We start from the raw sequence: 21,760 nt of genomic DNA, 5'->3' as shown, positions 1-21,760 counted from the left end.
TTGAGTTCGTAGCATTTTTATCCGAACACAGCGCGGTAGTGACAGTTTTCATACAAAGAGGCGCGTCGGTTCATTAGCAGCAACGCCGGCCTTTTTCGTCTCAGGTTGTTTTTTCGCCGACGTCGCGGCCCACCCGCGGCAACTCCGGATTCCCGCTGAGTTCGCCGTCCGCACGTCAAATTCGTTTGTTTCATCCCGAGTGCAATTTCGCGACCCACCGCGAAGCACCGGCACCGCGTTTGCTTTTCTATTCGGCATCTGCTTCATACAGGATGCCGCGCGGAGCCATTGGCGATCGTTTTCCGCTGTCTCGATACCAAGGCGGCGCCGTCGCGAAACTGCACTGTCCCGAAGCTCCGTGCGAGTTCTCGGGATCGAATACGGAGTTTTTCGAACTATGTCTTCTCTTCAAGAGGGCCTTTGGCGCACACAGGATTCATCGAGTCAGAAGTCCGATCTCACCCTCGACGACATCACCATCGTCGATCAGTCCTTGCTCAAACGCGCGGTTGGCGCCATGGCCATCGGTAACGCGATGGAATGGTTCGACTTCGGCGTGTACAGCTACATCGCCGTGACGCTCGGCAAGGTGTTCTTCCCGTCGAGCAGTCCCACCGCGCAGTTGCTGGCGACCTTCGGCACGTTCGCGGCCGCGTTCCTCGTGCGCCCAATCGGCGGCATGGTGTTCGGCCCGCTGGGCGACCGCATCGGCCGCAAGCGCGTGCTCGCGATGACGATGATCATGATGGCCGTCGGCACGTTCTGTATCGGCATCATTCCGAGCTATGAAACGATCGGCGTGATGGCGCCGGTGCTGCTGCTGGTCGCGCGTCTCGTGCAGGGCTTCTCGACGGGCGGCGAATACGGCGGTGCTGCGACCTTCATCGCCGAATTCTCGCCGGACAAGAAGCGCGGCTTCATGTCGAGCTTCCTCGAGTTCGGCACGCTCGTCGGCTATGTGCTCGGCGCGGGCGTGGTCGCGGTGCTGACCGCGACGCTCTCGGAAAGCGCGCTGCTGTCGTGGGGCTGGCGCATTCCGTTCATGGTCGCGGGTCCGCTCGGCCTGATCGGTCTGTACATCCGGATGAAGCTTGAAGAAACGCCTGCGTTCCAGCGCGAAGCCGAGAAGGCGGAAGCGGTGTCGCATGAAACGACCAAGGAGCAGTTCCGCGAGACGCTCATCCAGCAATGGAAGCCGCTCCTGCAATGCGTCGGCCTCGTGCTGATCTTCAACGTGACCGACTACATGGCGCTGTCGTATCTGCCGAGCTATCTGTCGGCGACGCTCAAGTTCAACGAGACGCACGGCCTGTTCATCGTGCTCGTCGTGATGGTGCTGATGATGCCGCTGACGCTCTTCGCCGGCCGACTGTCCGATACGATCGGCCGCAAGCCGGTGATGCTCGCGGGTTGTGTCGGCCTGCTGGTGCTGTCGATTCCGGCGCTCTCGCTGATCCGCATGGGCACGATTCCGTCGATCTTCGCGGGCATGATGATTCTCGGCGCGCTGCTCTCGACGTTCACGGGCGTGATGCCGTCTTCGCTGCCGGCCCTCTTCCCGACCAAGATCCGCTACGGCGCGCTCGCGATCGGCTTCAACGTGTCGGTGTCGCTGTTCGGTGGCACGACGCCGCTCGTCACGGCATGGCTCGTCGACACGACCGGCAACCTGATGATGCCCGCGTACTATCTGATGGGCGCGTCGCTGATCGGTATAGTCTCGGTGCTCGCGCTGCACGAGACGGCGAAGAAGCCGCTGAAGGGTTCGCCGCCGGCTGTGGCGTCGAAATCGGAAGCGCACGCGATCCTGCGCGGCCATCGCGAAGCCGCCGAAATGGACGATGCATTCCCGGAAGGCACGGTGCGCGCGTAAGCGTTCGGACTGTCTGACGGCGAAAGGCCGGTGCGTGAGCGCCGGCCTTTTTTTATGTCGCGAGCGCGACGATGCGCGCTTGCGGTATTCCATCCTCGATGTCGAGCAGTGCGAGCGTGACCGGCAATCTGAAGCGGCGTGGCCCCGCGCTGCCGGGATTCACGAACAGCACGTTGCCGCGTCGTTCGATGAGCGGCTTGTGCGAATGACCGGTCACGACGATATCGATGCCGTCGAGTTGCTTCGGCACATCGGCGATATCGTGGACGACGTGGATCGTCACGCCGCCGAGTTCGATGCGTGCCTGTTCGGGCAAGTGCGCAACGCCCTCACCGATGTCGTTGTTGCCGCGCACGACCGTGAGCGGCGCGAGTGGCGCGAGGGTATCGAGCACGTCGCGTTTGCAGATGTCGCCCGCGTGGATGATGTGCGAGACGCCGCGCAAGGCCTCGAGCGCCTCGGGGCGCACGAGGTTGTGTGTGTCGGAGATGAGGCCGATGCGCATCATCGGGTGTCCTTGCGGCTGAACCGGTGCCGATGATTATGCGGGCGGGGTGAAATCCTGTCGAACGGGGCGCGCATCGGCGGCTGGCGCGGTTTTGGCGCGCTGCCGCGCAATGGTAGAATCGCGTCCGCCCTTGCCGGGGTGATGAAATTGGTAAACATAGCGGACTTAAAATCCGCCGCCTCACGGCTTGCCGGTTCGAGTCCGGTCCCCGGCACCAAAGCGGGCTTCGTGCAACGCCCCCTCACACCGCATTCAACAACCTCTCCGCGTCCCTCACCGCATCGAACAGCGCCTCGATCGCCGTATCGCGATCCAGCAGGCACACGTGTTCGACATCGAACGGCAGCGCGTCCACGCCGATAAACCGAACCGTCCCGCTAAAACAGTCGCGCACCTTCCCCCTGCGCACGGAAGCGATGAAATGGGGCGTGACGTAAAGAGCAACGGGCGTCATGGCGGCCTCTGCGATGGTCCGGTCGATGAGCCAGAGTCTAGCCACACGCATCGCCGCCCGGCACCCGCCTGACGCGGGGAGCGCCCCCCTCTTTCGCGGCCCCGCCGCTACACCGAATGCCCCAGCACGCGCGCAACGTAATGCCGTCCCCAGGCCTCGCCGTGCGCGATCGCCTCGGCGACGGTCTCGAACGGGCCGTGGTCGCCCGTCATTTCGCCGGAATCGCTCGCGAGCGCGGAACCGTGCACCGGCTTCTGATCGAGCCGCGTCACGCGCACGCGGATCGCGTATCCCTCGGACGGGGCAGCCTCCTCGTCGCCGTCGGCTTCGATCTGCCGCGGCACGGCCTGCATGGCAAGCAGGTAATCGCCTACTTCGATGTCCTTCTGCATGACGGTCGTCTCCATCGGTCAAAAACGCGCGGATCGTTCGACAGTGCCGATTGTGCTACCGCATCGCGCGACAAAACAAGCCATCGGCGCGCGGCCCCGCTGCGCCTCGATGCACTACAGTGATACACGGCCGCGCGTGTTATAAAGCTTCGCCCGACCTTCATCACGCTCCGATTTGCCTCGCGGCATCGGGCATCGACCGAATTCATCGATGAAACATCGAAACCACCCTCTGCTGGCCGTCCTGATCTCGCTTTCGTTCGCCTCGCTCGCCGGCTGCACGTCCTATTACAAGAATGTCGAAGCCTGCAAGGAGAAGGTCCGCGCCGATTATCCCGACGCGGCCAGCGCGCCTTTGAAAATCACCGGCTCCGGCGCGAGTTATCATGGTTCGCGGGTGGTCGTGCACGGCACGATCCAGAACGCGCCGACGCCGCCCGCCACCAAGCCGGTGCTGGTCTCCGCGGCCGCCGAATGCACGTTCAGCGAAACATCGATGACGGGCTTCCAGTGGCTCGTGCCCGCGAAGCTCGCGCCGAAGCCGCCAACCGCCGCATCCGACGACTGAGCCGAACCACCCGCCCGCGACGAGGAGACCCACGCACATGCTGCTCGCCCAGATCAGCGATCTGCACATCACGCCGCCGGGCACGCTCGCTTACGGCCGCGTCGATACGGCCGCCTTCCTCGCCCGCGCGATCGACGCACTCAATGCGCTCGACCCGCGTCCCGACGCCGCGCTCATCACCGGCGATCTCGTCGATGCGGGCGGCATCGCCGAATACCGGCATTTGCGCACGCTGCTCGACCGGCTCGCGATGCCGTGGCGCGTGCTCGTCGGCAATCACGACGATCGCGCGAATCTGCGCACGGTCTTCGACGACCGGCCGGAGCTCGCCACCGGCGACGCCTTCGTCCAGTACGCATTCGATGTGGCCGACGTCCGCGTGATCGCGCTCGATACGCTCGATCCCGGCTCGGGCGCGGGCCGCCTGTGCCCGACCCGCCTCGCCTGGCTCGAAGCGCAACTCGACGCGAGCCGCGAGCGGCCCGTCGTGATCGCGATGCATCATCCGCCTGTCGCGTGCGGCATCGGCTTCATGGACGACATCCGCCTCGCGCCCGACGACAGCCGCGCGCTCGATGCGCTGGTGCGGCGCCATCCGAACGTCGAGCGCATCGTGTGCGGTCACGTGCATCGGGCGATCAGCGTGCGCTTCGGCGGCACGATCGTGTGGTGCGCGCCGTCGACCGCGCATCAGGTTGCGTTGCAGCTGAAGCCCGACGGCCCGGAGGCCTTCGTCATGGAGCCGCCCGCGTTCGGGCTGCATCTGTGGCGCGCCGATTCCGGCCTCGTCACGCATTGCATGAGCGTCGATCAGGGCGGCGGACCGCAGCCTTTCTGAGTATGATCGGCGGCTGACCGTCAACGTCTGCGTTTCCCATGTCCGCTGCGCCGCCACCGAATCCGCCGGAACGCCATCCGCACTATTCCCGCGCCACGCTGTGGCTGCTCGCGACCATCGCGGGCGTTTCGGTGGCGAACATCTATTTCAATCAGCCGCTGCTCGACGACTTCCGCGCGAGCTTTCCCGGCAGCGCATGGCTGATCGGCGCCGTGCCGGCGTCGACGCAACTCGGCTACGCGCTCGGCATGCTCGTGCTCGCGCCGCTCGGCGACCGCTTCGACCGGCGTCTGCTGATCCTGCTGCAACTGGCGGCGCTCGGCGTATCGCTCGTCGTCGCGACTGCCGCGCCGACGCTCGCGGTGCTGATCGCGGCGAGCCTCGCGATCGGCATCGTGGCGACGATCGCGCAGCAAGCCGTGCCCTTCGCCGCCGAGCTCGCGCCCGCCGCCGAACGCGGCCACGCCGTCGGCACGGTGATGAGCGGGCTTTTGCTCGGCATTCTGCTCGCGCGCACGGTGTCCGGCTTCGTCGCGCAGTATTTCGGCTGGCGCGCGGTGTTCGGCGCGTCCGTGTTCGCGACTATCGCGCTGGCGGTCGTCGTGATCGCGCGGCTGCCGAAAAGCCGGCCGACCTCGACGCTTCCCTACGGCAAGCTGCTCGCCTCGCTGTGGCATCTCGCGGCGGAAAGCGCGGCGCTGCGCGAAGCATCGCTGACCGGCGGCGCGCTCTTCGCCGCGTTCAGCATCTTCTGGTCGGTGCTCACGCTGCTGCTCGCGGGCGAGCCGTTTCACATGGGGCCGCAGGCTGCTGGGCTGTTCGGCATCGTCGGCGCGGCGGGCGCGCTCGCGGCGCCGCTCGCGGGCAAATCCGCCGACAGGCGCGGGCCGCGCGCGGTCATCTCGCTGTGCATCGGGCTCGTGGCGGTGTCGTTCGTGGTGTTCGCGTTTTCCGCGCGGAGTATCGCCGGGCTGGTCGTCGGCGTGATCGTGCTCGATATCGGCGTGCAGGCCGCGCAGATCTCGAACCAGTCGCGCATCTACGCGCTCAAGCCGGAAGCGCGCAGCCGCGTGAACACGGTCTATATGGTCGCGTATTTCATCGGCGGATCATTGGGTTCGGCGCTCGCGTCGCTCGCATGGCACGCGCTGGGCTGGACGGGCGTGTGTCTCGCCGGCCTCGCGGCGACGGCGCTCGCCGGCTTCAGTCACTGGCGCGGACGCGCGCGCGCTCAGGCCCGCTCGCGCGCGTAGTCGTGCAACGCGTCGAGCACGCGGTCGAATTCCAGCGACTTGTCGAAGAAGTGGCGCACGCCGTATTGCAGGCAACGCTCGCGATACGCCGGCAGCGCGTGATTGGTCAGCACCGCGACGAACGCGCCACGCGCTCGCGCCGCGCCGCTCGCCTCGAGCCACGCGAGCACGTCGATGCCCGAGCCGCGCTTCAGTTGCAGATCGACGATCACCGCGTCGAAAACCTGCGCCGCGAGTAGCGCGATGGCGTCGGCGGGGTTATCGGCGAAAGCGGTCACGCGCCACGGTCCGAGCGCGTCGATCGCCTCGGTCAGGCTGCGACGGATCAGCGGCGAATCCTCGATCAGCAGCACCGCGAGCGGTGCGCGCGGCGTCCGCTCATGTCCTGCCCGGTCGTCGGTGTCGATGTGATTGCCCACGTCGGGCGCCCTCCGTGTGCCGCGCCGCTATTCGATCAGGCCGTTCTTGATCGCGTAATACGTGAGGTCGGCGTTGTTGGCGAGCCGCATCTTTTCCAGCACGCGCGCGCGATAGGTGCTCACCGTCTTCACCGAAAGATGCAGTTCCTGCGCGATTTCCGTCGGAATCTGGCCGCCCGCGAGCTTGCAGAAGATCTGAAACTCGCGCTCCGAGAGCATTTCGTGCGGCCGCTCGGCGGCGGGTTTGTCGAGTTTGTCGGCGAGCGCATCGGCGATGAATTCCGACAGATACCGGTGCCCGCGCGCCACCGTGCGGATCGCGCGCACTATTTCATCGGGCGTGGCGTCCTTGTTCAGATAACCGTTCGCGCCCGCCTTCAGCAGATTGATCGCGTACTGGCTCTCCGGAAAGCCCGAGAGCATCAGCACGCCCTGCTCCGGCCGGATCTGCTTGATCACGCGCAAGGTGTCGACGCCGTTCTTGTCGGGCATGGCGATATCGAGCAATACCACGTCGAACGCCTGCTCGCGCACGCGCGCAATCGCCTCGTCGCCGGTGGCGGCCTCGGCGGCGACTTCCATGTCGGGCTCGTCCGCGACGAACTGGCGGAAACCGCTGCGCACGATCGCGTGGTCGTCGGCTATCAGGACTCGAATCATTCGCGTCGTCCGCAGGGCCGGACGCTCTTGTAGTAGTTGATCGGCCATGTCATGCAGACGCGGGGCACGCACTGCGCGCCCCGCGTCATCGCCCTTATCCGTTGCGGCCTTCCAGCAGGTCCGCCATGTCGTCGGCGTGTTCTTCCTCGACGGCGAGAATGTCCTCGAAGATGCGTCGCGTCGTGACGTCCTTATCGCCGAGATAGCGAATGATCTCGCGATACGTATCGATCGCGATGCGCTCGGCAATCAGATTCTCGCGGATCATGTCGATCAGATCCTTGCCTTCGCTGTACTCCGAATGCGAGCGCGACGAGAGGCCGTCCGGCGCGAAATTCGGCTCGCCGCCAAGCTGCACGATGCGTTCGGCGAGCGTATCGGCGTGCTCCTGTTCCTCGTTCGCGTGCTCCAGGAATTCCTGCGCGACGGCTTCCGAATGGATACCCTTCGCCATGAAGTAGTGACGCTTGTAGCGCAGCGTGCAGACGATTTCGGTGGCGAGCGAGTCGTTGAGCAGCTTTAACACGGTCTCGCGGTCGGCGCCGTAACCCGTCGTCACCGCGCCTTCATCCATGTGCTGCCGCGCATCGGCGCGAATCTTTTCGACATCGAGGACAAAAGCGTCCGTGGACTGGCTCGGCGCAGCTTTTACAGCAGACGATTTGGACATTTGGTTCGCTCCTCTGTGATGGGGTGTGACATGACTGTTCGCTGGCGCGAGGCCCGTGCAAGGCGGACCTGCATAGAACCCCGCTATCCAATCAGAGACTCCGATGCATGCGCCATGCCTGATCCCTTCAAAAAGCCGCGCGACGGTCGTAAAACCCGCGCGCGGCTTGATGGCTCATGGCTTTCGCCCGAATGAGGGCGTCACGTTCGGAACACGCCGAGCAGCAAAGTGACCACGAATACGACGAGAAAAATATAGAAAAGGATCTTCGCGATTTCCGCCGCCCCGGCCGCGATGCCCGTGAAGCCGAACACGGCCGCGATGATGGCGATGACGAAGAAGACAACGGCGTAATGAAGCATGTGACCTCCTCTAATCGATGGCTTTTTTCGTGACGACGAAGCCAAGCACCAGGAACACGGCGCACAGGATCAAGAACAGCACGAACAGGAATTTCGCGATGGCCGCAGCCCCGGCGGCGACGCCCGTGAAACCCAGCACGCCCGCGATCACGGCCACGATCGCGAAAAACAATGCCCACTTCAGCATGATCGTTCCCCGTAAGAATGGATTACAGAACCATCCTAGCGATGCGTCTGGCGGCGCGCATTCGGGCAGGCTCCTTTTTTGCTGTGGGAATCCACCGACACCCGCTTTCAAATCGGCTATCCGACACCATGAGCCACGTACCGCGCGCCGCGATACCGACGATCCTGCCCGACGAAACCCCGTCCTTCGCGGCCAATGAACCCGCCATGCAGAAAACGCCCACGCCGCCCGCGCCGGCCGGAATCGCGCGACGCGCGGCGCGTTTCAATGAATGGATGCGCCGCTATAGCTGGGCCGTAGCGATGACGGTGGCGATCGTCATCACGGTGGGCGGGCTCGTCATTCTGGAATCGGGGCGCATGCGGATCGCGTCGGAATACGAAACCGCGCTCGACGCGAAGGGCGCGACCGCGCAGTTGTCGATGCTCGCCGCCGATATCGCCACGCTCACCGCCGACGAACGCGGCTTTGCGCTGAAGCCCGACGGCGCGTATCAGGCGCACTTCCGGGAGACAACCGCACGCGTGCGGCGCACGCTGGCGTCGCTCGATGCGTATTACCGGCGCATCGGCGACGACACCGCGCTCGCGAGCTTCGCGCAGATCCGCGCCGCCGCCGACGATGAAATCGCGCAAGGCACCGTGCGCCTCGAAGATACGCCGGAAGACGCCGCCGCCCACCCGCGTCCGCTCGCGCTGCCGCCGCCCGACACCAGCGCGACGCTCGACGCGGCGTTGTCGCTGTTGCGCCTGAACGAGGAACAGCGCGCGCAACACGCGCTCGACGCGAGCCGCGCCGACCAGCGCATCTCCACGCTCTGCGTCGGCGCGTTGTGCGCGCTCAATATCGTGTTGTTCATCCTGCTGTTCCGCAATCTCGGCATCCAGCTCGACAAACAGGCGCGCGTGCAGAAGGCGCTCATCACGCAGCAGGAGGAACTCGATCAACTCGTGTTCGCGCGCACGCGCCAGCTCGAAGCGCTCGCGTGGCATTTGCAATCGGTCAGCGAGAACGAGAAGACCGAGCTTGCGCGCGAACTGCACGACGAACTCGGCTCGATCCTCACGGCGAGCAAGATGGATGTCGCGTGGGTGCGCGGCAAGCTGAAGGACACCGAACCCACGATGGCCGAAAAACTCGCGCGCGCGCTCGGCAATCTCGATCAGGGCATTGCGTTGAAGCGCCGCATCATCGAGGACATGCGCCCGACCGTGCTCGCCAACTTCGGCCTCGTGACGGCGCTGCGCTCACTCGCCGATGAAGCCGCGCAGCGCAATGGCTGGAATGTGGAATCGGATCTGCCGGGCGAGGACGTGAAGCTCGGCGAGGCGATCGAGATCGCGCTCTTTCGCGTCGCGCAGGAGACGCTCACGAACGCGGCGAAATATGCGCATGCGAGCCGCATCAGGATTGCGCTCGATATCGATGAAGAGAACGTGTCGCTTTCGATCACCGACGACGGCATCGGCATCCGGCCGCAGGATCTGAAGCGCACGCAGACGCATGGGCTCGTCGGCATGCGGCAGCGTGTGTCGGCGCGCGGCGGGCGCTTCGAGATCGAGCGCGCGTCGCCGCACGGCACGGCGATCAGCGTGTCGATGCCGCGCGAGCGCAGCGTCGATGCGCCGCTCGCCGCGCCCACCGCGTAGGACGATGCCGACACCAAATGCGGACGCCGCCGACAGGAAAATCGCAGGCGAACCTACAGCGTGCGGCCATGCGCTTTTTTTATGATTGTTCACATCGGTAAGGCGGGCGACGACAAGACGTCCGTCACCACAGACACGGTGCGCGAACCGATTCCTGTCACGCATTTCAACTCCAAGGGGATAAACATGTCTCGACTCATCGCTCTACTGCTGATTGCAGGCACGGCGGCTCTCGCGGGCTGCAACACCGTCTCGGGTGCGGGCCAGGATATTTCGAAGGGCGGTCAGGCCATTTCGAATTCCGCCGAGGAGCACAAGTAAGCGGCGACTCAGGCTCAGGCGTTCCTTAGCGTTGATGTAGTGCCCTGTCTTCCCGCCACGTTCGCGTGGCGGGAATTTTTTTGCGTTGTGATTGCGCGGGACGGGCGATAAAAAACCCGGCCGATGAGCGCGCCGGGTTTTGCTTTCTCAGGCGTGAAGCGTCATTGCGTGTCGGGCAATTCCAGCGCCGGCTGCTGCGTGTTGCCGCCCTGCGCGACCAGCACGCGAATCTTCTCCGGCACCAGTTGCGAGAGCGCGTTGCCCGACGGCAGCGTCGTCACGAGCCAGTCCGCGTTCTTGGCGAGGTCGAACGAAGCCGATGTGTAGACCGGCGTCTTCGAGCCCGGCGTGGTCGCGATCAGTTGATACGTGCCGCCGGAGACGTAGAGGGAATCCTGCGTCGTCGCGGGTACGGCGTTCTTGTAGGCGACGCCCGCCATCGTCGGGCTGACGTTCGCGACGTTCGTGCCCGGCGCGACCAGATAGATATCGAGGTTCGGCGCGTTCGTCGACGCGTTGAAAGCGCGCACGCGTGCGCTGCTCGACAGCAGTCCCTTGTCGAACGGATCGTCGATCACCGCGATCGACGGCAGGAAGCCCGCGTCCGGCAGCGCGATCACCGTGTACTCATGCCCTTTCGCCGCGTTCGAGATGCTCGTGTCGGTGGCGAGTTGCGTCGTCGTGTTCACGGCCGCGTAGGAGAAATTGTGCTGGCCGGTGTCGATGTTCGCGAAGTTGGTCACCGTCTTGTAGGCGAGATTCGGTTGCAGGACCTTGCTGTTGTCGTAGAAGTCGACGTTCGGGCCGCTCGGGATCGCGTGAATGAAATGGACCTGCGCCGGGGTGACGCCGATTTCCTTGCCGACATCGTCGGAGCTTCCGCCGCAAGCGGAGAGCAAAGCGGCGACGGCGGCAAGCGCGGCAGCGGTGCGGATGAGCTTCATGGTTCCACCTTCCTTTGTTTTGATCGTTTTTTGAGTCGGCGGCGTGTGTACGTTTTTGACGCCGCGCGGACTTTCCCTTGTTGACCTTCCTCGGCCGTCAGCGGCGATGTTGGAGTTTTGATGACAGCGCCGTGACGGGTGTCGGCATCGAGCAATCGACGTGCCCCTGATCGGTGCGTGGTGACGTGGGTATGCCGCAAAGGCTTGTGGGATAAGGGTTTGCTTTCGTTAGAGGAATGCTTCGGGTGATGAGGCAGGGATGGAGAGAAGCGTCAGCGGATGGACGATTCTTACAAACGGCGAACCCGGGCACACCGCTATCGATGTGCCCGGGTCCGAGTGTCGTCAGATGGATTGGCGGCAGACCGCCCGTTCCATCGACGTCTGCTTACCAGCGGTAGCCTGCCTGCGCCTTGACGGCGGTCGAACCACCATTTGCCGACGAGACGCCGACGCCCAGGTTCAGATTCATCGACACCTGATAGGCCGCGGCGACGCCGACAGCGGTCGCGCTGCCGTAGTTGCCGACCGCCACGCCGGCCCACTTCTCGCCCGAGTTGAGCACCGGAATGCTCGGGATCGCCAGGGTCGATGCCGCTGCGCGATCAGCGTAGCGTTCCATGTCGTGTCGCGTGCTGGCGATGGCCTGATCCGTGTAGGCGTTCGCGCCTGCGACGGCCTGGTCGGTGTAGGCATTCGCTTGCGTGATCTTGTCGTTCAGCTGATTGACGTTCACCGCGTCCGTGCCTTGCGTGCCGGCCGCGACGTTGGTGATCTGACGCTCACTGCCTGCCGCGCCGACGGACAGCGTGTTCGCGCGATCCGCGACGGAGTTGGCGCCGAGAGCGACGGAGTTATCTGCGCTGGCGACGGAATTCGCGCCCATGGCGGTGGCGTGGACGCCCGATGCCGTGGCGGTTTCACCGGCGTTGCCGCTTGCTGCGAAGAGCGAGTCGGAGACGGCGGGCGCGGCTGCGCCGACGAGTGCCGGAGCTGCGGCGCGCACGGTCGAGCGGAGCATCGCGCCTTGGACAAGCCCCTCGCCGCCTTGGAGAGCGAGGATGTCGGCAGTGTTTTGCGCAACCAGGTCGCTCACGGCGTTCAATTGGTTCATGTTCACCGCGTCGGTGCCGTCGATGCCGTTTGCGACATTCGTCAAACGACGCTTGTTCCACCCATAACCAAAGCTGACCACCATTGCCTGACCTTCGTCGCTACTATATCTGCCAATCGCGACAGAGTTTTCGCCTGACGCACTGGCACCGCCAATGGCGATAGAGCCGCGACCCGATGCACCGGCATTGGCGCCCAAAGCAGTCGAGCCGTCGCCGCCCGTTGCATTAGCACCTGCTCCGACCGCGAGTGAGTTGCCGCCCGCGGCGTGCGCGCCCAAGCCGATTGCAATGCCGGCCCAATCCTCGGCTGTCGTGTCAACTCCCAAGGCGGTGCTTCCGTAGCCCTCCGCGCGTGCTCCCGCGCCGATGGCTGTACCCACGGTTCCTGCAAACGATTCGTTACCGAAAGCGGCTCCGCGTACGTTGACCGCCGTTGCCGACTCACCAACTGCCGTTCCCCACATATCAGCTCGCGCGCCGACGCCAAGTGCCAAGCTGTCACCTCCCGACCACGCGTTTTCTCCCAATGCAATGCCGTTACCGCCGCTATGAGAACTATTTCCGATTGCTAGGCCTTGATCTGCCAATGTGTCGCTGCCGATTGCAACCCCGTGGTAATCGGCACGCGAGTTCGCTCCTATGGCGACACCCCTTTCTCCGGCAGAGCTACTACGTCCAACCGCAATGGCTGAATCATCGGCCTCTGCATCAGCGCCTACAGAGACGGCGTAATCTGATGCACGCGCTCCCTCACCAACACCGACGCCTCGCGGGCCTGACGCGGCGTTATATCCAATAGCGACAGCCGGACCCGCGTCGACTTTAAAAGTAAACGTTCTATCGGGGTCATCAAAGGAAATGGGGGCCATCGTTCTTGCGTTATTGCCAATCACGACGCTGTTGTTCAGACTGTTCCACTGTCCGTCTCCGATCATTACTCCATTCGCAGCCGTGGAATTGTTATCGCCAAAGATATTAAGACCGTCGCGCTTGACGGACGAGTCCACGTCGTTACTAAATCCAACAGTCGTGCCAGCAGAGACATTCGCCGTAGCGAGCACCGCCATACAGCCGAAAATCGCCATCACCATCGGTTTGAACCGAATCCCATCATGCTTCATATATAATTCCTCGATAAAAATACTTTTCTGTAAATCTTGGCTGCGTTCGACACCGTCCAAGGTTCACCGGACGAAGCCTTATTTTTCGCTCACGCGAAAACCTATCCTCCGCCTCGTTATTTCGACGGTGCGAGCCATGAATTGATATCCTGCCGCTTTACGATGTATTGCAACGTCGGAGTGATTACCGATGGTTGTACTTTGGCTTTTTGGCTAAAAGTCGACCCTCGCCGTGAAACGGCGAAATCGGCGTAGCTACTGGATTCAGACTCGGTCCGTCTGAATCAGAAAAATCATTTCCTGCAGAGGACGATTCTTAGTTTTGATTTCCGATAATCATCGCAACCGGCAGCCGTCACAAATTGGACCCTTGATCGGACGATCAGCGTCGGAAGTTAAATCTCAAATAATCAGTGTGACTGTTGCTCTAGTCCGCATTATAGTCAGACAATTGACAGGAAAATCTGACTGTCTCGCTTTTTGAATGATTTGCTTAGATTTGAGGCATGAGTACGTCGCGTCGGACGCGACGCCGCCGACGGCTCCCACTCACGCTCTAATTATTCAAGAGTCCCCAAGCTCAGGGACGGTTCGCGTCGAGTTCACAACTGACCTGGTCGCCATGATGCATCACGAGCGCGCGAAGGACTGCCCACATGCCCATGTAGTGGACCATGAAGCTCGCGTGCGTCTGAAGCTGGTACGGTGTGTTCAGCGTCGTGCAATCGAGTAGTTCATCATCGGCGGCCATGCCGTGACGCATCATGACCTCGATGAAAACGTCCTGATCGCCGCCGCTCGAGTGTACGGACGACTTATTCGCGATATCGCCCACAGCCTGCTCGATTTCCGTCAGCACATGGAGATTCTTTTGCGTGTTGCGAAATCCCATGACGCCCGAATTCAAATGCCAGCTAATGTCCGTCGCGATCACGCGATCGCGGTTCTGCAACAAGGGCTCCAGCGGCTTTGACTGATCGATGACAAGCACGTCAGCGTCGATCCAGAAAAGCCATTCGTGCTGCGGCAGATGCCGGCGCAAAACCCATGGCTTGAACCAGTTTCCGGTGGCGTCCGAGCTGGCGTCCTCGGGCACGTCGCGATAGACATGCAGCGCATATCCGTGCCGCACGCAATAGCGCCGCAAGTTGCGCTCCGCGATTTCTCCGTACTCGCGGATGTTCGGCGTATAAAGCATCGCGAGCGCGATGGGCGCGTGAGAATTCATCACGTCGTAATCCCCAACCGACTGGCCAGCAGTTGATGACGGCAGTGTGAGATACGGCAGCCCCTTCGCCTGACAATCGTTGATGTGCTCAGCGAATAGATCACGCAGCGTCGAAAAAACGGGATAGTTCGTCGGCGCCTCGGGCAGATCGACGAGTGCGACGGCTAGGATCGGATACTCGACCCACGACAGCGACGCGTGCAGCCCTGCAGGCGCGACAGCAAGGCGTCCGCCGTATGCCATGTTGAACGGCTCAGGCTCCAGCAGACGCAGCAAATCGGATTCGCTCACAGGCGCGCGACCCAGCTTCGGGCCTTCGCAAAGGCGTTTAACGCGATCGCGCGCGGCCGAAGTGTTGCGCCAGAGCTGGAACGACGCGATCACGTAATCAGAATTGCCCGGTGAGTCCAGTGCGACTATCCAGTCCGCAGCACGACCCTGCATCAGTGTTTCGCATCGGATATCGCTCAACAGCAGGGCGTCCTGAGTCAGTAGCAGTACGAAATCGCCTTCAGCGCAGGCGCGCAGCGTTCGCAACAGCACCTGGTATTTCAGGATCATGCGCAATTGCGGCCAGCCTATCGCGCTCGCGTCGACGTATTCGTGCGTGTACCCCTGCCGCGCGCAATAGCGGCGATGATTCTCCAGCGATGCGTAAGCGTGGCTGTCGGCGAAAAAACTGATGACGTGGGTGGCCATGACTTTATCCATTACTCGGCATGGCCGAGTCGGCGACCACGCATGCTTTGCCGCGGAATCTGCCGCGCCGGCAGTTCAGACGCCGCTCGTATCCAGTTCCCGACTGAGCAGTTCGCCATGACGCATCGCAAGCGCGCGAAAGGCCGGCTGCATACCCATGTAATGCACCATGAAGCTATCGCGCGTTTGAAGCTGGAAAGGCGTATTGAGCGTTGTGCAGTCGATCAGTTCGTCGTCAGTGGCCTTTCCATGACGCTCCATGACCTTGATGAAGGTGTCCTGGTCGCCGCCGTTCGCGTAGACAGTCGACTTGTCCGACATGTCGCTGACCGTCTGCGCGACTTCTTCCAGTAACCGGGCATTCTCCTGCGTGTTACGAAATCCCATGACACCCGAGTTGAAACGCCAGCTGATATCTGCCGCCAATACCCGGTCAACGTTTTGCAACAGTGGTTCCAAAGGCTTCTTTTGATCGACGACGAGCACGTCCGCATCGATCCAGAACACCCATTGATGCTGCTGGAGATGATGGCGCAGCACCCATGGCTTGAACCAGTTGCCGGACGCATCCCAGCCGGCCTGATCCGGAATGTCGCGATAAACATGCAACGCATAGCCGTGACGCGCGCAATAGCGCCGCAGGTTGGCTTCCGCGATCTCGCCGTACTCGCTGACGTTGGGGGTGTAAAGCATGGCGAGCGCAATGGGCGCATGGGAGTTGATCGCGTCATAGCGCGCAACGGGATCAGACGTGTTCTGCCGCGGCCATGTGAAGAGAGGCAGCCCTTCTGCCTGACATTCGTTGACATGCCCCGCGAGCAGATCGCGCAGCTTCGTGCAGATTGGATAGTTTCTAGGCGCCACTGGCAAGTCCACTAGCGCAAGCGCCAAGACCGGGAAGTCGACCCAGAACATCGACGTATCCAAAGCAACCGGCGAGACGGCGAGTTGCCCGTTATATCTGCGGTCGAACGGTTCCGGCTTCAACAGCGTCAACAGGTCCGATTCGCTCAGGGGCGTTTCATAGCAGAGTTTCGCACCACCGAAAAGGTGCGTAACAAGCGCACGTGACATCATTGTGTTGCGCCACAACTGAAATGACGCCATGACGTAATCGGAGTCTTGCGCGGCAATCCAGTCCGATTCGCAATCTTCAATCAACGTTTCGCAGCGAATATCGCTCTTCAGCAAGCAATCCTGTGTCAGCAGCAGAACGAGATCGCCTTCCGCGCAGGTGCGCAACGTTCGCAAGAGCACCTGATACTTCATGATCATGCGCAGTTGCGGCCAACCTATCGCGCTCGCATCGACGTATTCGTGCGTATATCCCTGCCGTTCGCAATAACGGCGATGATTCTCCAACGAAGCGCGAGCGCTATCGTCCGCGAAGAAACTGATGACGTGGGTGGTCAAGGCGATGCTCCGTGTTACCGCATATCGCGTCTGCGACTTGGCGTTCTCACCGCGAAGTTTCTCCTGCACTCGGCACGCCAGCAAGTGCAAGGACATTTTGTTTCATCTCGGATCGTGTGAACTTCTATCTCCGCGCGCGGATGGTTCCCGATTTTTCAAGCCAGCCCACGCCTTCGATAATCAAACCAGAACGAAAGCCCGACCGAAAGCAGAATCACGACCGTCGCGATAACGGTCCACTGCGTGATGATTTCGCCAAGCAGCAGCGCGCCCAGCAAGACGGCGACGACCGGATTCACATAAAGACAACTCGTCGCGACGATCGTGCTCGTATTCCGAATCAGAAAGTTATAAGCGACATACGCCGCCATCGAACCGATCACCACGAGATACACGAACGAAAACCCCGCGCCAACGCTCACCTGCGTGAGCCTTTCGCCCGCCGCCAGCGCGATGCCCGTCGCGATCAGACCGCCCAGCCCGATCTGCAAGGCCGTCGACATCAACAAATCGGACGGTTGCGGCAAACGGCTCGCCAGATGCGCGCCGCCCGCCCAGAAGATCGCCGCGCACAGAATCGCCAATGTGCCGACGGTAGAACTCGGCGACGGATCGCCATGATTGAGCAGCACGATGCCGATCAACCCCAGCGCCACCGCGAACCATTCGCCCTTAGCAACCCCGCGCCCGCTCAACGCGGTGAAGATCGTCGCGAAAAGCGGCACAGTGGCGACCATCACCGCAGCCGTGCCGGTTCCCACCGTGCGCATGCCGTAGGCCATCATCCCGCTCGACAAACCTTCCAGCAAAGTTCCGACGATCGCCGCATTGCGCACTTCCCGCGCACTCGGCCACACCGCCTTGCGATGCACGGCGATCACGAACAGCCCGACGCCCGCACACAGATTGCGCAAACCGCCGAGCATGAGCGGCGGAAACGACTCGAGCGACAGATGGATCCCGAGATACGTCGAGCCCCACACGAGATAGACGACGGCCAGCGCAAGCGCGACCTGCCCCTTGAAGGAGCGCGGCGCACGAAACGGAAAACGGTCGGGAAAGCTGAACGGCAGACGCGGCGGCGGCAGAGCGGACATGCATTACTCCGCAACGGCTGCGCGCCGGATGACTGCAAACGAGACCGGGAAAGACGCTGCGGCAACGACCAGACTGAACGGCATGGCGGAACGAAGAAGTGCGAGTGCGCGAGGAGAGACCGCGCGATCCCCGGGAAAACCCGGAATCCGCGGCGCTCGACATTATGCAGTAAGCGCGCAACGCGGTCGCACATCTTTACGAATGGTTGCCAAGACGCCACGCCCCGGTGTAACGTGTCGGCTGCTAACGCGGGGGTCCTGCGTTGCACATCGCGGTCTCGCCGGCTTCATCGGTCTGAATCGCTTCGTGCGGCGTGGGTGAGAAATACCCTTTGAACCTGATCTGGATAATGCCAGCGCAGGGAAGCGTTCGGGTTCCAAGGCCTTCAGCATCCACGCCACTTCTTCCGGACCCGTACCTTTCCATCTCGTTCCTCCCTGTTTAGCTCCTGAATCAGCCGAGCTCGACGGCGTTCGTCCGCGTCGAGCCCGGATAAAACCGTCCCACACAGGAGAGACAGCACATGAATGCCAACCCCAAGTTCCTGTCAGAGAACGCCGTCGTCGATGCCGCCGCCATCGCGCCGCTGCCGAACTCGCGCAAGGTCTATGTCGAAGGTTCGACGCCCGACATTCGCGTGCCGATGCGCGAAATCTCGCAATCCGACACCCCCGACGGCTTCGGCGGCGAAAAGAATCCGCCCGTCTACGTGTACGACACGTCCGGCCCGTACACCGATCCGGACGCGAACATCGACATCCGCTCCGGCCTGGCCGCGCTGCGCGGCAAGTGGATCGAAGCGCGCGGCGACACCGAAGCACTGAGCGGCCTGTCGAGCGAATTCGGCCGCGAGCGCGCCGCCGATCCGAAGACGGCCGAACTGCGCTTCCCGGATCTGCATCGTCATCCGCGCCGCGCGATTCCCGGCAAGAACGTTTCGCAGATGCACTACGCGCGGCAAGGCATCATCACGCCGGAGATGGAGTACATCGCGATCCGCGAGAACCAGCGGCGCGCGGAATATCTCGAAAGCCTGAAGCAGAGCGGCCCGAACGGCGAAAAGCTCGCGGCGATGATGGGCCGCCAGCATCCGGGTCAGGCCTTCGGCGCGGCGGCGTTCGGCAAGGACGCGGCAAAGGAAATCACGCCCGAATTCGTGCGCGAGGAAGTGGCGCGCGGCCGCGCGATCATTCCCGCGAACATCAATCACCCGGAAAGCGAGCCGATGATCATCGGCCGCAACTTCCTCGTGAAGATCAACGCGAACATTGGCAATTCGGCGGTGACCTCCTCGATCGGCGAGGAAGTCGACAAGATGACCTGGGCGATCCGCTGGGGTGGCGACACGGTGATGGATTTGTCAACCGGCAAGCATATCCACGAGACGCGCGAGTGGATCATCCGCAATTCGCCGGTGCCGATCGGCACGGTGCCGATCTATCAGGCGCTCGAAAAAGTCAACGGCAAAGCCGAAGACCTGACGTGGGAAATGTTCCGCGACACGCTCATCGAGCAGGCGGAGCAAGGCGTCGACTACTTCACGATCCACGCCGGCGTGCGCCTGCAATACGTGCCGCTGACCGCCAACCGCATGACCGGCATCGTGTCGCGCGGCGGCTCGATCATGGCGAAGTGGTGCCTCGCGCATCACAAGGAAAGCTTCATCTACGAGCACTTCGAAGACATCTGCGAAATCATGAAGCAATACGATGTCTCGTTCTCGCTCGGCGATGGCCTGCGTCCCGGCTCCATCTACGACGCCAACGACGAAGCGCAGCTCGGCGAGCTGAAGACGCTCGGTGAACTGACGCAAGTCGCGTGGAAGCACGACGTGCAGGTGATGATCGAGGGCCCCGGTCACGTGCCGATGCAGCTCATCAAGGAGAACATGGACCTGCAACTGGAATGGTGCGACGAGGCGCCCTTCTACACGCTCGGACCGCTCACGACGGACATCGCGCCGGGTTACGACCACATCACGTCGGGCATCGGCGCGGCGATGATCGGCTGGTTCGGCACCGCGATGCTCTGCTACGTCACGCCGAAGGAACACCTCGGCCTGCCGAACAAGGACGACGTGAAGGAAGGCATCATCACCTACAAGCTCGCGGCGCACGCAGCCGATCTGGCGAAAGGCCATCCGGGCGCGCAAGTGCGCGACAACGCGCTCTCGAAGGCGCGCTTCGAATTCCGCTGGGAGGACCAGTTCAACCTCGGTCTCGATCCGGACAAGGCGCGCGAATTCCACGACGAAACCCTGCCGAAGGACTCTGCCAAGGTCGCGCACTTCTGCTCGATGTGCGGCCCGCACTTCTGCTCGATGAAGATCACGCAAGACGTGCGCGATTTTGCGGCGAAGCAGGGCCTGAGCGAAAACGAGGCGCTCGCCAAGGGCATGGAGACGAAGGCGATCGAGTTCGTGAAGAAGGGCTCGGAGATCTACCAGCCGACTTGATGCTTCCGGATGGCTGACAACGGCCTGTCGCACGATGCGTGCGGCAGGCCGTTTTTTTATGTGCGTCGGGCGCAAAGCCTTGTCGGGCCTCGATGTGTGGTTCATCTGACGATTCAGGCATTTTTCCTGCTGAGAAACGAACGAACCGGCGAAAACGTCGTGACGAACCGCCGCCGATTCACTTCATCATCGAATTGGAGAGTCGACATGAAAACCATCAAACAGATCGGCGCCGCCGCAATGGTCGTTGCGTTCCTCGGAGGACTGACCGCTTGCGGCGACATGACCACGCGTCAACGGGATACGGCCATCGGCGCGGGTGTGGGCGCGGCGGGCGGCGCGGTGATCGGCGGCAGCGCGCTGTCGACGCTCGGCGGCGCGGCGGTCGGCGGGGTGATCGGCAATCAGGTCGGCAAGTAGCGGGACCGGGTTTCGGGCGGCGAGGCACGCTCGCTTCGCCGCGATTTCGTCTCCTTGTTTCATTTCTGATACGTAAACGTGCGCCGGTAATGCTTTGTCACACTACGCGCAACGACTGACGACATCGTTCGACTAAGCTGCTTCTTAACGGACCCGTTCTCCCCTCATCCGATTCAAGAGTCCGGCAAGCCGTATCGCAAGGAGCAGTACCATGATTTCCGCTCGCAGCATTATCGGACCTGGAAAGGCGGCCGTTGCGCTCGCCGCCGGGCTCATCGTCAGCGGGTGCTATTACCCTTACGGCTATCCGGCCTATCCGCCTTATCCCGTCGTCAACACGGCTTATACGCAGCGGGAATTCGTGGTGCCCGCGCAGGGGGCGTCCGGCACGGCGGCAACCTTCACAGGCAGCGCGACGCTCCCGCCGCAATACGAATATGCGGTCGGGTCGCCGTATTCGGATTACTACCAGACGGTTCCGTATTCATACCCCTACTATCCGCCCTACGCCGCCTATCCGGCCTACTACGGTTACGGATATGGCTACGGTTATCCCGCGGTTTCGCTCAGCTTCGGATACTGGGGCGGCGGAGGTTGCTGCTGGGGCGGCGGGTGGCACGGTCACGGCTGGCACGGCGGCGGCTGGCATGGCGGCGGCGGTGGATGGCACGGCGGCGGCAGTAGCTGGCAAGGCGGAGGCGGAGGCTGGCACGGCGGAGGCGGCGGCCACGGGCATTGAGGCGCGCCACGGTATGTTGCACCGGATGAGACAAATGACGAGTTTGCGCATTGACTCGTAACATCACTGCAACATTTTCTGATCGAACCGGCGATTGGGCCGTCACCGCGCGATTGTGCGGCCGGACACTTTCCTTATCCGACAAGGCGTCGGCGGATTTCGCCAGACGATTGGCACGGTTCTGGCTATCTAGTTCCCCAATTACCACGTCGCGAGAGCGACTTTCCGTATCGGGGGATCGGACATGATGGCCTTTGCGTTTTTCCTGTTGTGGATGCTCGCTTCTCTCGGCTTGTTGACGGTGTGGGTGTTCAGACAGACGCCCGCCGTCCAGCGCGATAGCCCCACGCCCGAGGCCATCGCCAAAAGCTGAT

Annotated in this window: 23 protein-coding genes, 1 tRNA gene and 1 riboswitch; of the genes, 11 read left to right on the top strand and 13 right to left on the bottom strand. The window is 62.6% G+C overall.

The features are described 5' to 3' along the window. Positions 1–397 precede the first annotated feature (397 nt). Positions 398–1,873, top strand: coding sequence for a glycine betaine/L-proline transporter ProP (gene proP, locus NK8_RS04825; RefSeq protein ID WP_162065315.1), 1,476 nt, complete (start codon positions 398–400; stop codon positions 1,871–1,873). A 52-nt stretch (positions 1,874–1,925) separates the two neighbouring features. On the opposite strand, the gene NK8_RS04820 is transcribed toward proP, so the two are convergent. Next, complete coding sequence (locus NK8_RS04820) at positions 1,926–2,378, bottom strand: metallophosphoesterase family protein (protein ID WP_213228487.1); 453 nt, start codon at positions 2,376–2,378, stop codon at positions 1,926–1,928. Positions 2,379–2,513: 135 nt separating this feature from the next. Here NK8_RS04820 and NK8_RS04815 point away from each other — a divergent pair. Continuing rightward, positions 2,514–2,598 (top strand) — tRNA-Leu (locus NK8_RS04815). 24 nt (positions 2,599–2,622) lie between these two features. Here the strand turns inward: NK8_RS04815 and NK8_RS04810 are convergent. Together NK8_RS04810 and NK8_RS04805 are read right to left on the bottom strand one after the other, a co-directional pair. Further along, the gene (locus NK8_RS04810) at positions 2,623–2,835 is read right to left on the bottom strand and encodes a hypothetical protein (RefSeq protein ID WP_162066783.1); all 213 of its coding nucleotides are present in this window, start codon (positions 2,833–2,835) and stop codon (positions 2,623–2,625) included. 107 nt (positions 2,836–2,942) lie between these two features. After that, positions 2,943–3,227: a hypothetical protein gene (locus NK8_RS04805; RefSeq protein ID WP_213227774.1), complete on the bottom strand. Its 285-nt coding sequence runs from the start codon at positions 3,225–3,227 to the stop codon at positions 2,943–2,945. Between the two features lie 211 nt (positions 3,228–3,438). On the opposite strand from NK8_RS04805, the gene NK8_RS04800 reads away from it, so the two are divergent. The 3 genes from NK8_RS04800 to NK8_RS04790 are packed head-to-tail and all read left to right on the top strand — an operon-like array spanning position 3,439 to position 5,886. Beyond that, complete coding sequence (locus NK8_RS04800; RefSeq protein ID WP_213227772.1) at positions 3,439–3,795, top strand: hypothetical protein; 357 nt, start codon at positions 3,439–3,441, stop codon at positions 3,793–3,795. 37 nt (positions 3,796–3,832) lie between these two features. Then, positions 3,833–4,633: a phosphodiesterase gene (locus NK8_RS04795; protein ID WP_213227770.1), complete on the top strand. Its 801-nt coding sequence runs from the start codon at positions 3,833–3,835 to the stop codon at positions 4,631–4,633. 38 nt (positions 4,634–4,671) lie between these two features. Beyond that, positions 4,672–5,886 (top strand): MFS transporter, encoded by a 1,215-nt coding sequence (locus NK8_RS04790; RefSeq protein WP_213227768.1) that lies wholly within the window; start codon positions 4,672–4,674, stop codon positions 5,884–5,886. On the opposite strand, the gene NK8_RS04785 is transcribed toward NK8_RS04790, so the two are convergent. The 5 genes from NK8_RS04785 to NK8_RS04765 all read right to left on the bottom strand — a co-directional run bounded on the left by NK8_RS04785 (position 5,865) and on the right by NK8_RS04765 (position 8,184). Then, the gene (locus tag NK8_RS04785; RefSeq protein ID WP_213227766.1) at positions 5,865–6,305 is read right to left on the bottom strand and encodes a response regulator; all 441 of its coding nucleotides are present in this window, start codon (positions 6,303–6,305) and stop codon (positions 5,865–5,867) included. The genes NK8_RS04790 and NK8_RS04785 overlap by 22 nt on opposite strands. Positions 6,306–6,332: 27 nt before the next feature. Next, entirely contained in the window at positions 6,333–6,965 is a 633-nt protein-coding gene (locus tag NK8_RS04780; protein WP_213227764.1) for a response regulator transcription factor, read from the bottom strand. 94 nt (positions 6,966–7,059) lie between these two features. Further along, positions 7,060–7,635: a bacterioferritin gene (locus tag NK8_RS04775; protein ID WP_162065308.1), complete on the bottom strand. Its 576-nt coding sequence runs from the start codon at positions 7,633–7,635 to the stop codon at positions 7,060–7,062. A gap of 200 nt (positions 7,636–7,835) precedes the next feature. After that, positions 7,836–7,997 carry a DUF1328 domain-containing protein gene (locus tag NK8_RS04770; RefSeq protein ID WP_075643714.1) on the bottom strand — a complete coding sequence of 54 codons (162 nt, stop codon included), beginning with the start codon at positions 7,995–7,997 and terminating at the stop codon, positions 7,836–7,838. A 10-nt stretch (positions 7,998–8,007) separates the two neighbouring features. Then, positions 8,008–8,184: a DUF1328 domain-containing protein gene (locus tag NK8_RS04765; protein ID WP_016344887.1), complete on the bottom strand. Its 177-nt coding sequence runs from the start codon at positions 8,182–8,184 to the stop codon at positions 8,008–8,010. 206 nt (positions 8,185–8,390) lie between these two features. Here NK8_RS04765 and NK8_RS04760 point away from each other — a divergent pair, with 206 nt between their 5' ends. Both NK8_RS04760 and NK8_RS04755 read left to right on the top strand, forming a co-directional pair. Beyond that, complete coding sequence (locus tag NK8_RS04760; protein ID WP_225936237.1) at positions 8,391–9,833, top strand: sensor histidine kinase; 1,443 nt, start codon at positions 8,391–8,393, stop codon at positions 9,831–9,833. A gap of 186 nt (positions 9,834–10,019) precedes the next feature. Continuing rightward, positions 10,020–10,154: an entericidin A/B family lipoprotein gene (locus NK8_RS04755; protein ID WP_035936257.1), complete on the top strand. Its 135-nt coding sequence runs from the start codon at positions 10,020–10,022 to the stop codon at positions 10,152–10,154. 161 nt (positions 10,155–10,315) lie between these two features. Here NK8_RS04755 and NK8_RS04750 read toward each other — a convergent pair whose 3' ends face one another. The 5 genes from NK8_RS04750 to NK8_RS04730 all read right to left on the bottom strand — a co-directional run bounded on the left by NK8_RS04750 (position 10,316) and on the right by NK8_RS04730 (position 17,771). After that, on the bottom strand, positions 10,316–11,098 hold the full coding sequence (locus NK8_RS04750) for a DUF4397 domain-containing protein (protein WP_213227760.1): 783 nt from the start codon (positions 11,096–11,098) through the stop codon (positions 10,316–10,318). Positions 11,099–11,486: 388 nt separating this feature from the next. Next, complete coding sequence (locus NK8_RS04745; protein WP_213227758.1) at positions 11,487–13,394, bottom strand: YadA family autotransporter adhesin; 1,908 nt, start codon at positions 13,392–13,394, stop codon at positions 11,487–11,489. Positions 13,395–13,914: 520 nt separating this feature from the next. Beyond that, the gene (locus NK8_RS04740; RefSeq protein WP_213227756.1) at positions 13,915–15,261 is read right to left on the bottom strand and encodes a hypothetical protein; all 1,347 of its coding nucleotides are present in this window, start codon (positions 15,259–15,261) and stop codon (positions 13,915–13,917) included. A 75-nt stretch (positions 15,262–15,336) separates the two neighbouring features. Beyond that, positions 15,337–16,743 (bottom strand): hypothetical protein, encoded by a 1,407-nt coding sequence (locus tag NK8_RS04735; RefSeq protein ID WP_225936204.1) that lies wholly within the window; start codon positions 16,741–16,743, stop codon positions 15,337–15,339. 86 nt (positions 16,744–16,829) lie between these two features. After that, positions 16,830–17,771: an EamA family transporter gene (locus NK8_RS04730; protein ID WP_162065305.1), complete on the bottom strand. Its 942-nt coding sequence runs from the start codon at positions 17,769–17,771 to the stop codon at positions 16,830–16,832. 241 nt (positions 17,772–18,012) lie between these two features. Then, positions 18,013–18,154, top strand: a riboswitch (TPP riboswitch). A 141-nt stretch (positions 18,155–18,295) separates the two neighbouring features. Here NK8_RS04730 and thiC point away from each other — a divergent pair. From thiC to NK8_RS43350, 4 genes are all read left to right on the top strand, one after another. Beyond that, positions 18,296–20,227 (top strand): phosphomethylpyrimidine synthase ThiC, encoded by a 1,932-nt coding sequence (gene thiC, locus NK8_RS04725; RefSeq protein ID WP_213227754.1) that lies wholly within the window; start codon positions 18,296–18,298, stop codon positions 20,225–20,227. Positions 20,228–20,434: 207 nt separating this feature from the next. Continuing rightward, entirely contained in the window at positions 20,435–20,647 is a 213-nt protein-coding gene (locus tag NK8_RS04720) for a glycine zipper 2TM domain-containing protein (protein ID WP_213227752.1), read from the top strand. 211 nt (positions 20,648–20,858) lie between these two features. Further along, positions 20,859–21,386 (top strand): hypothetical protein, encoded by a 528-nt coding sequence (locus tag NK8_RS04715; protein WP_213227750.1) that lies wholly within the window; start codon positions 20,859–20,861, stop codon positions 21,384–21,386. A gap of 244 nt (positions 21,387–21,630) precedes the next feature. Then, on the top strand, positions 21,631–21,759 hold the full coding sequence (locus tag NK8_RS43350; RefSeq protein WP_286202780.1) for a hypothetical protein: 129 nt from the start codon (positions 21,631–21,633) through the stop codon (positions 21,757–21,759). Position 21,760: the final 1 nt, after the last annotated feature.

The organism is Caballeronia sp. NK8, from assembly GCF_018408855.1.
GTDB lineage: Bacteria > Pseudomonadota > Gammaproteobacteria > Burkholderiales > Burkholderiaceae > Caballeronia.
The sequence above is the reverse complement of the archived record's forward strand: the minus strand, read 5'-3'. Positions and strand labels throughout refer to the sequence as shown.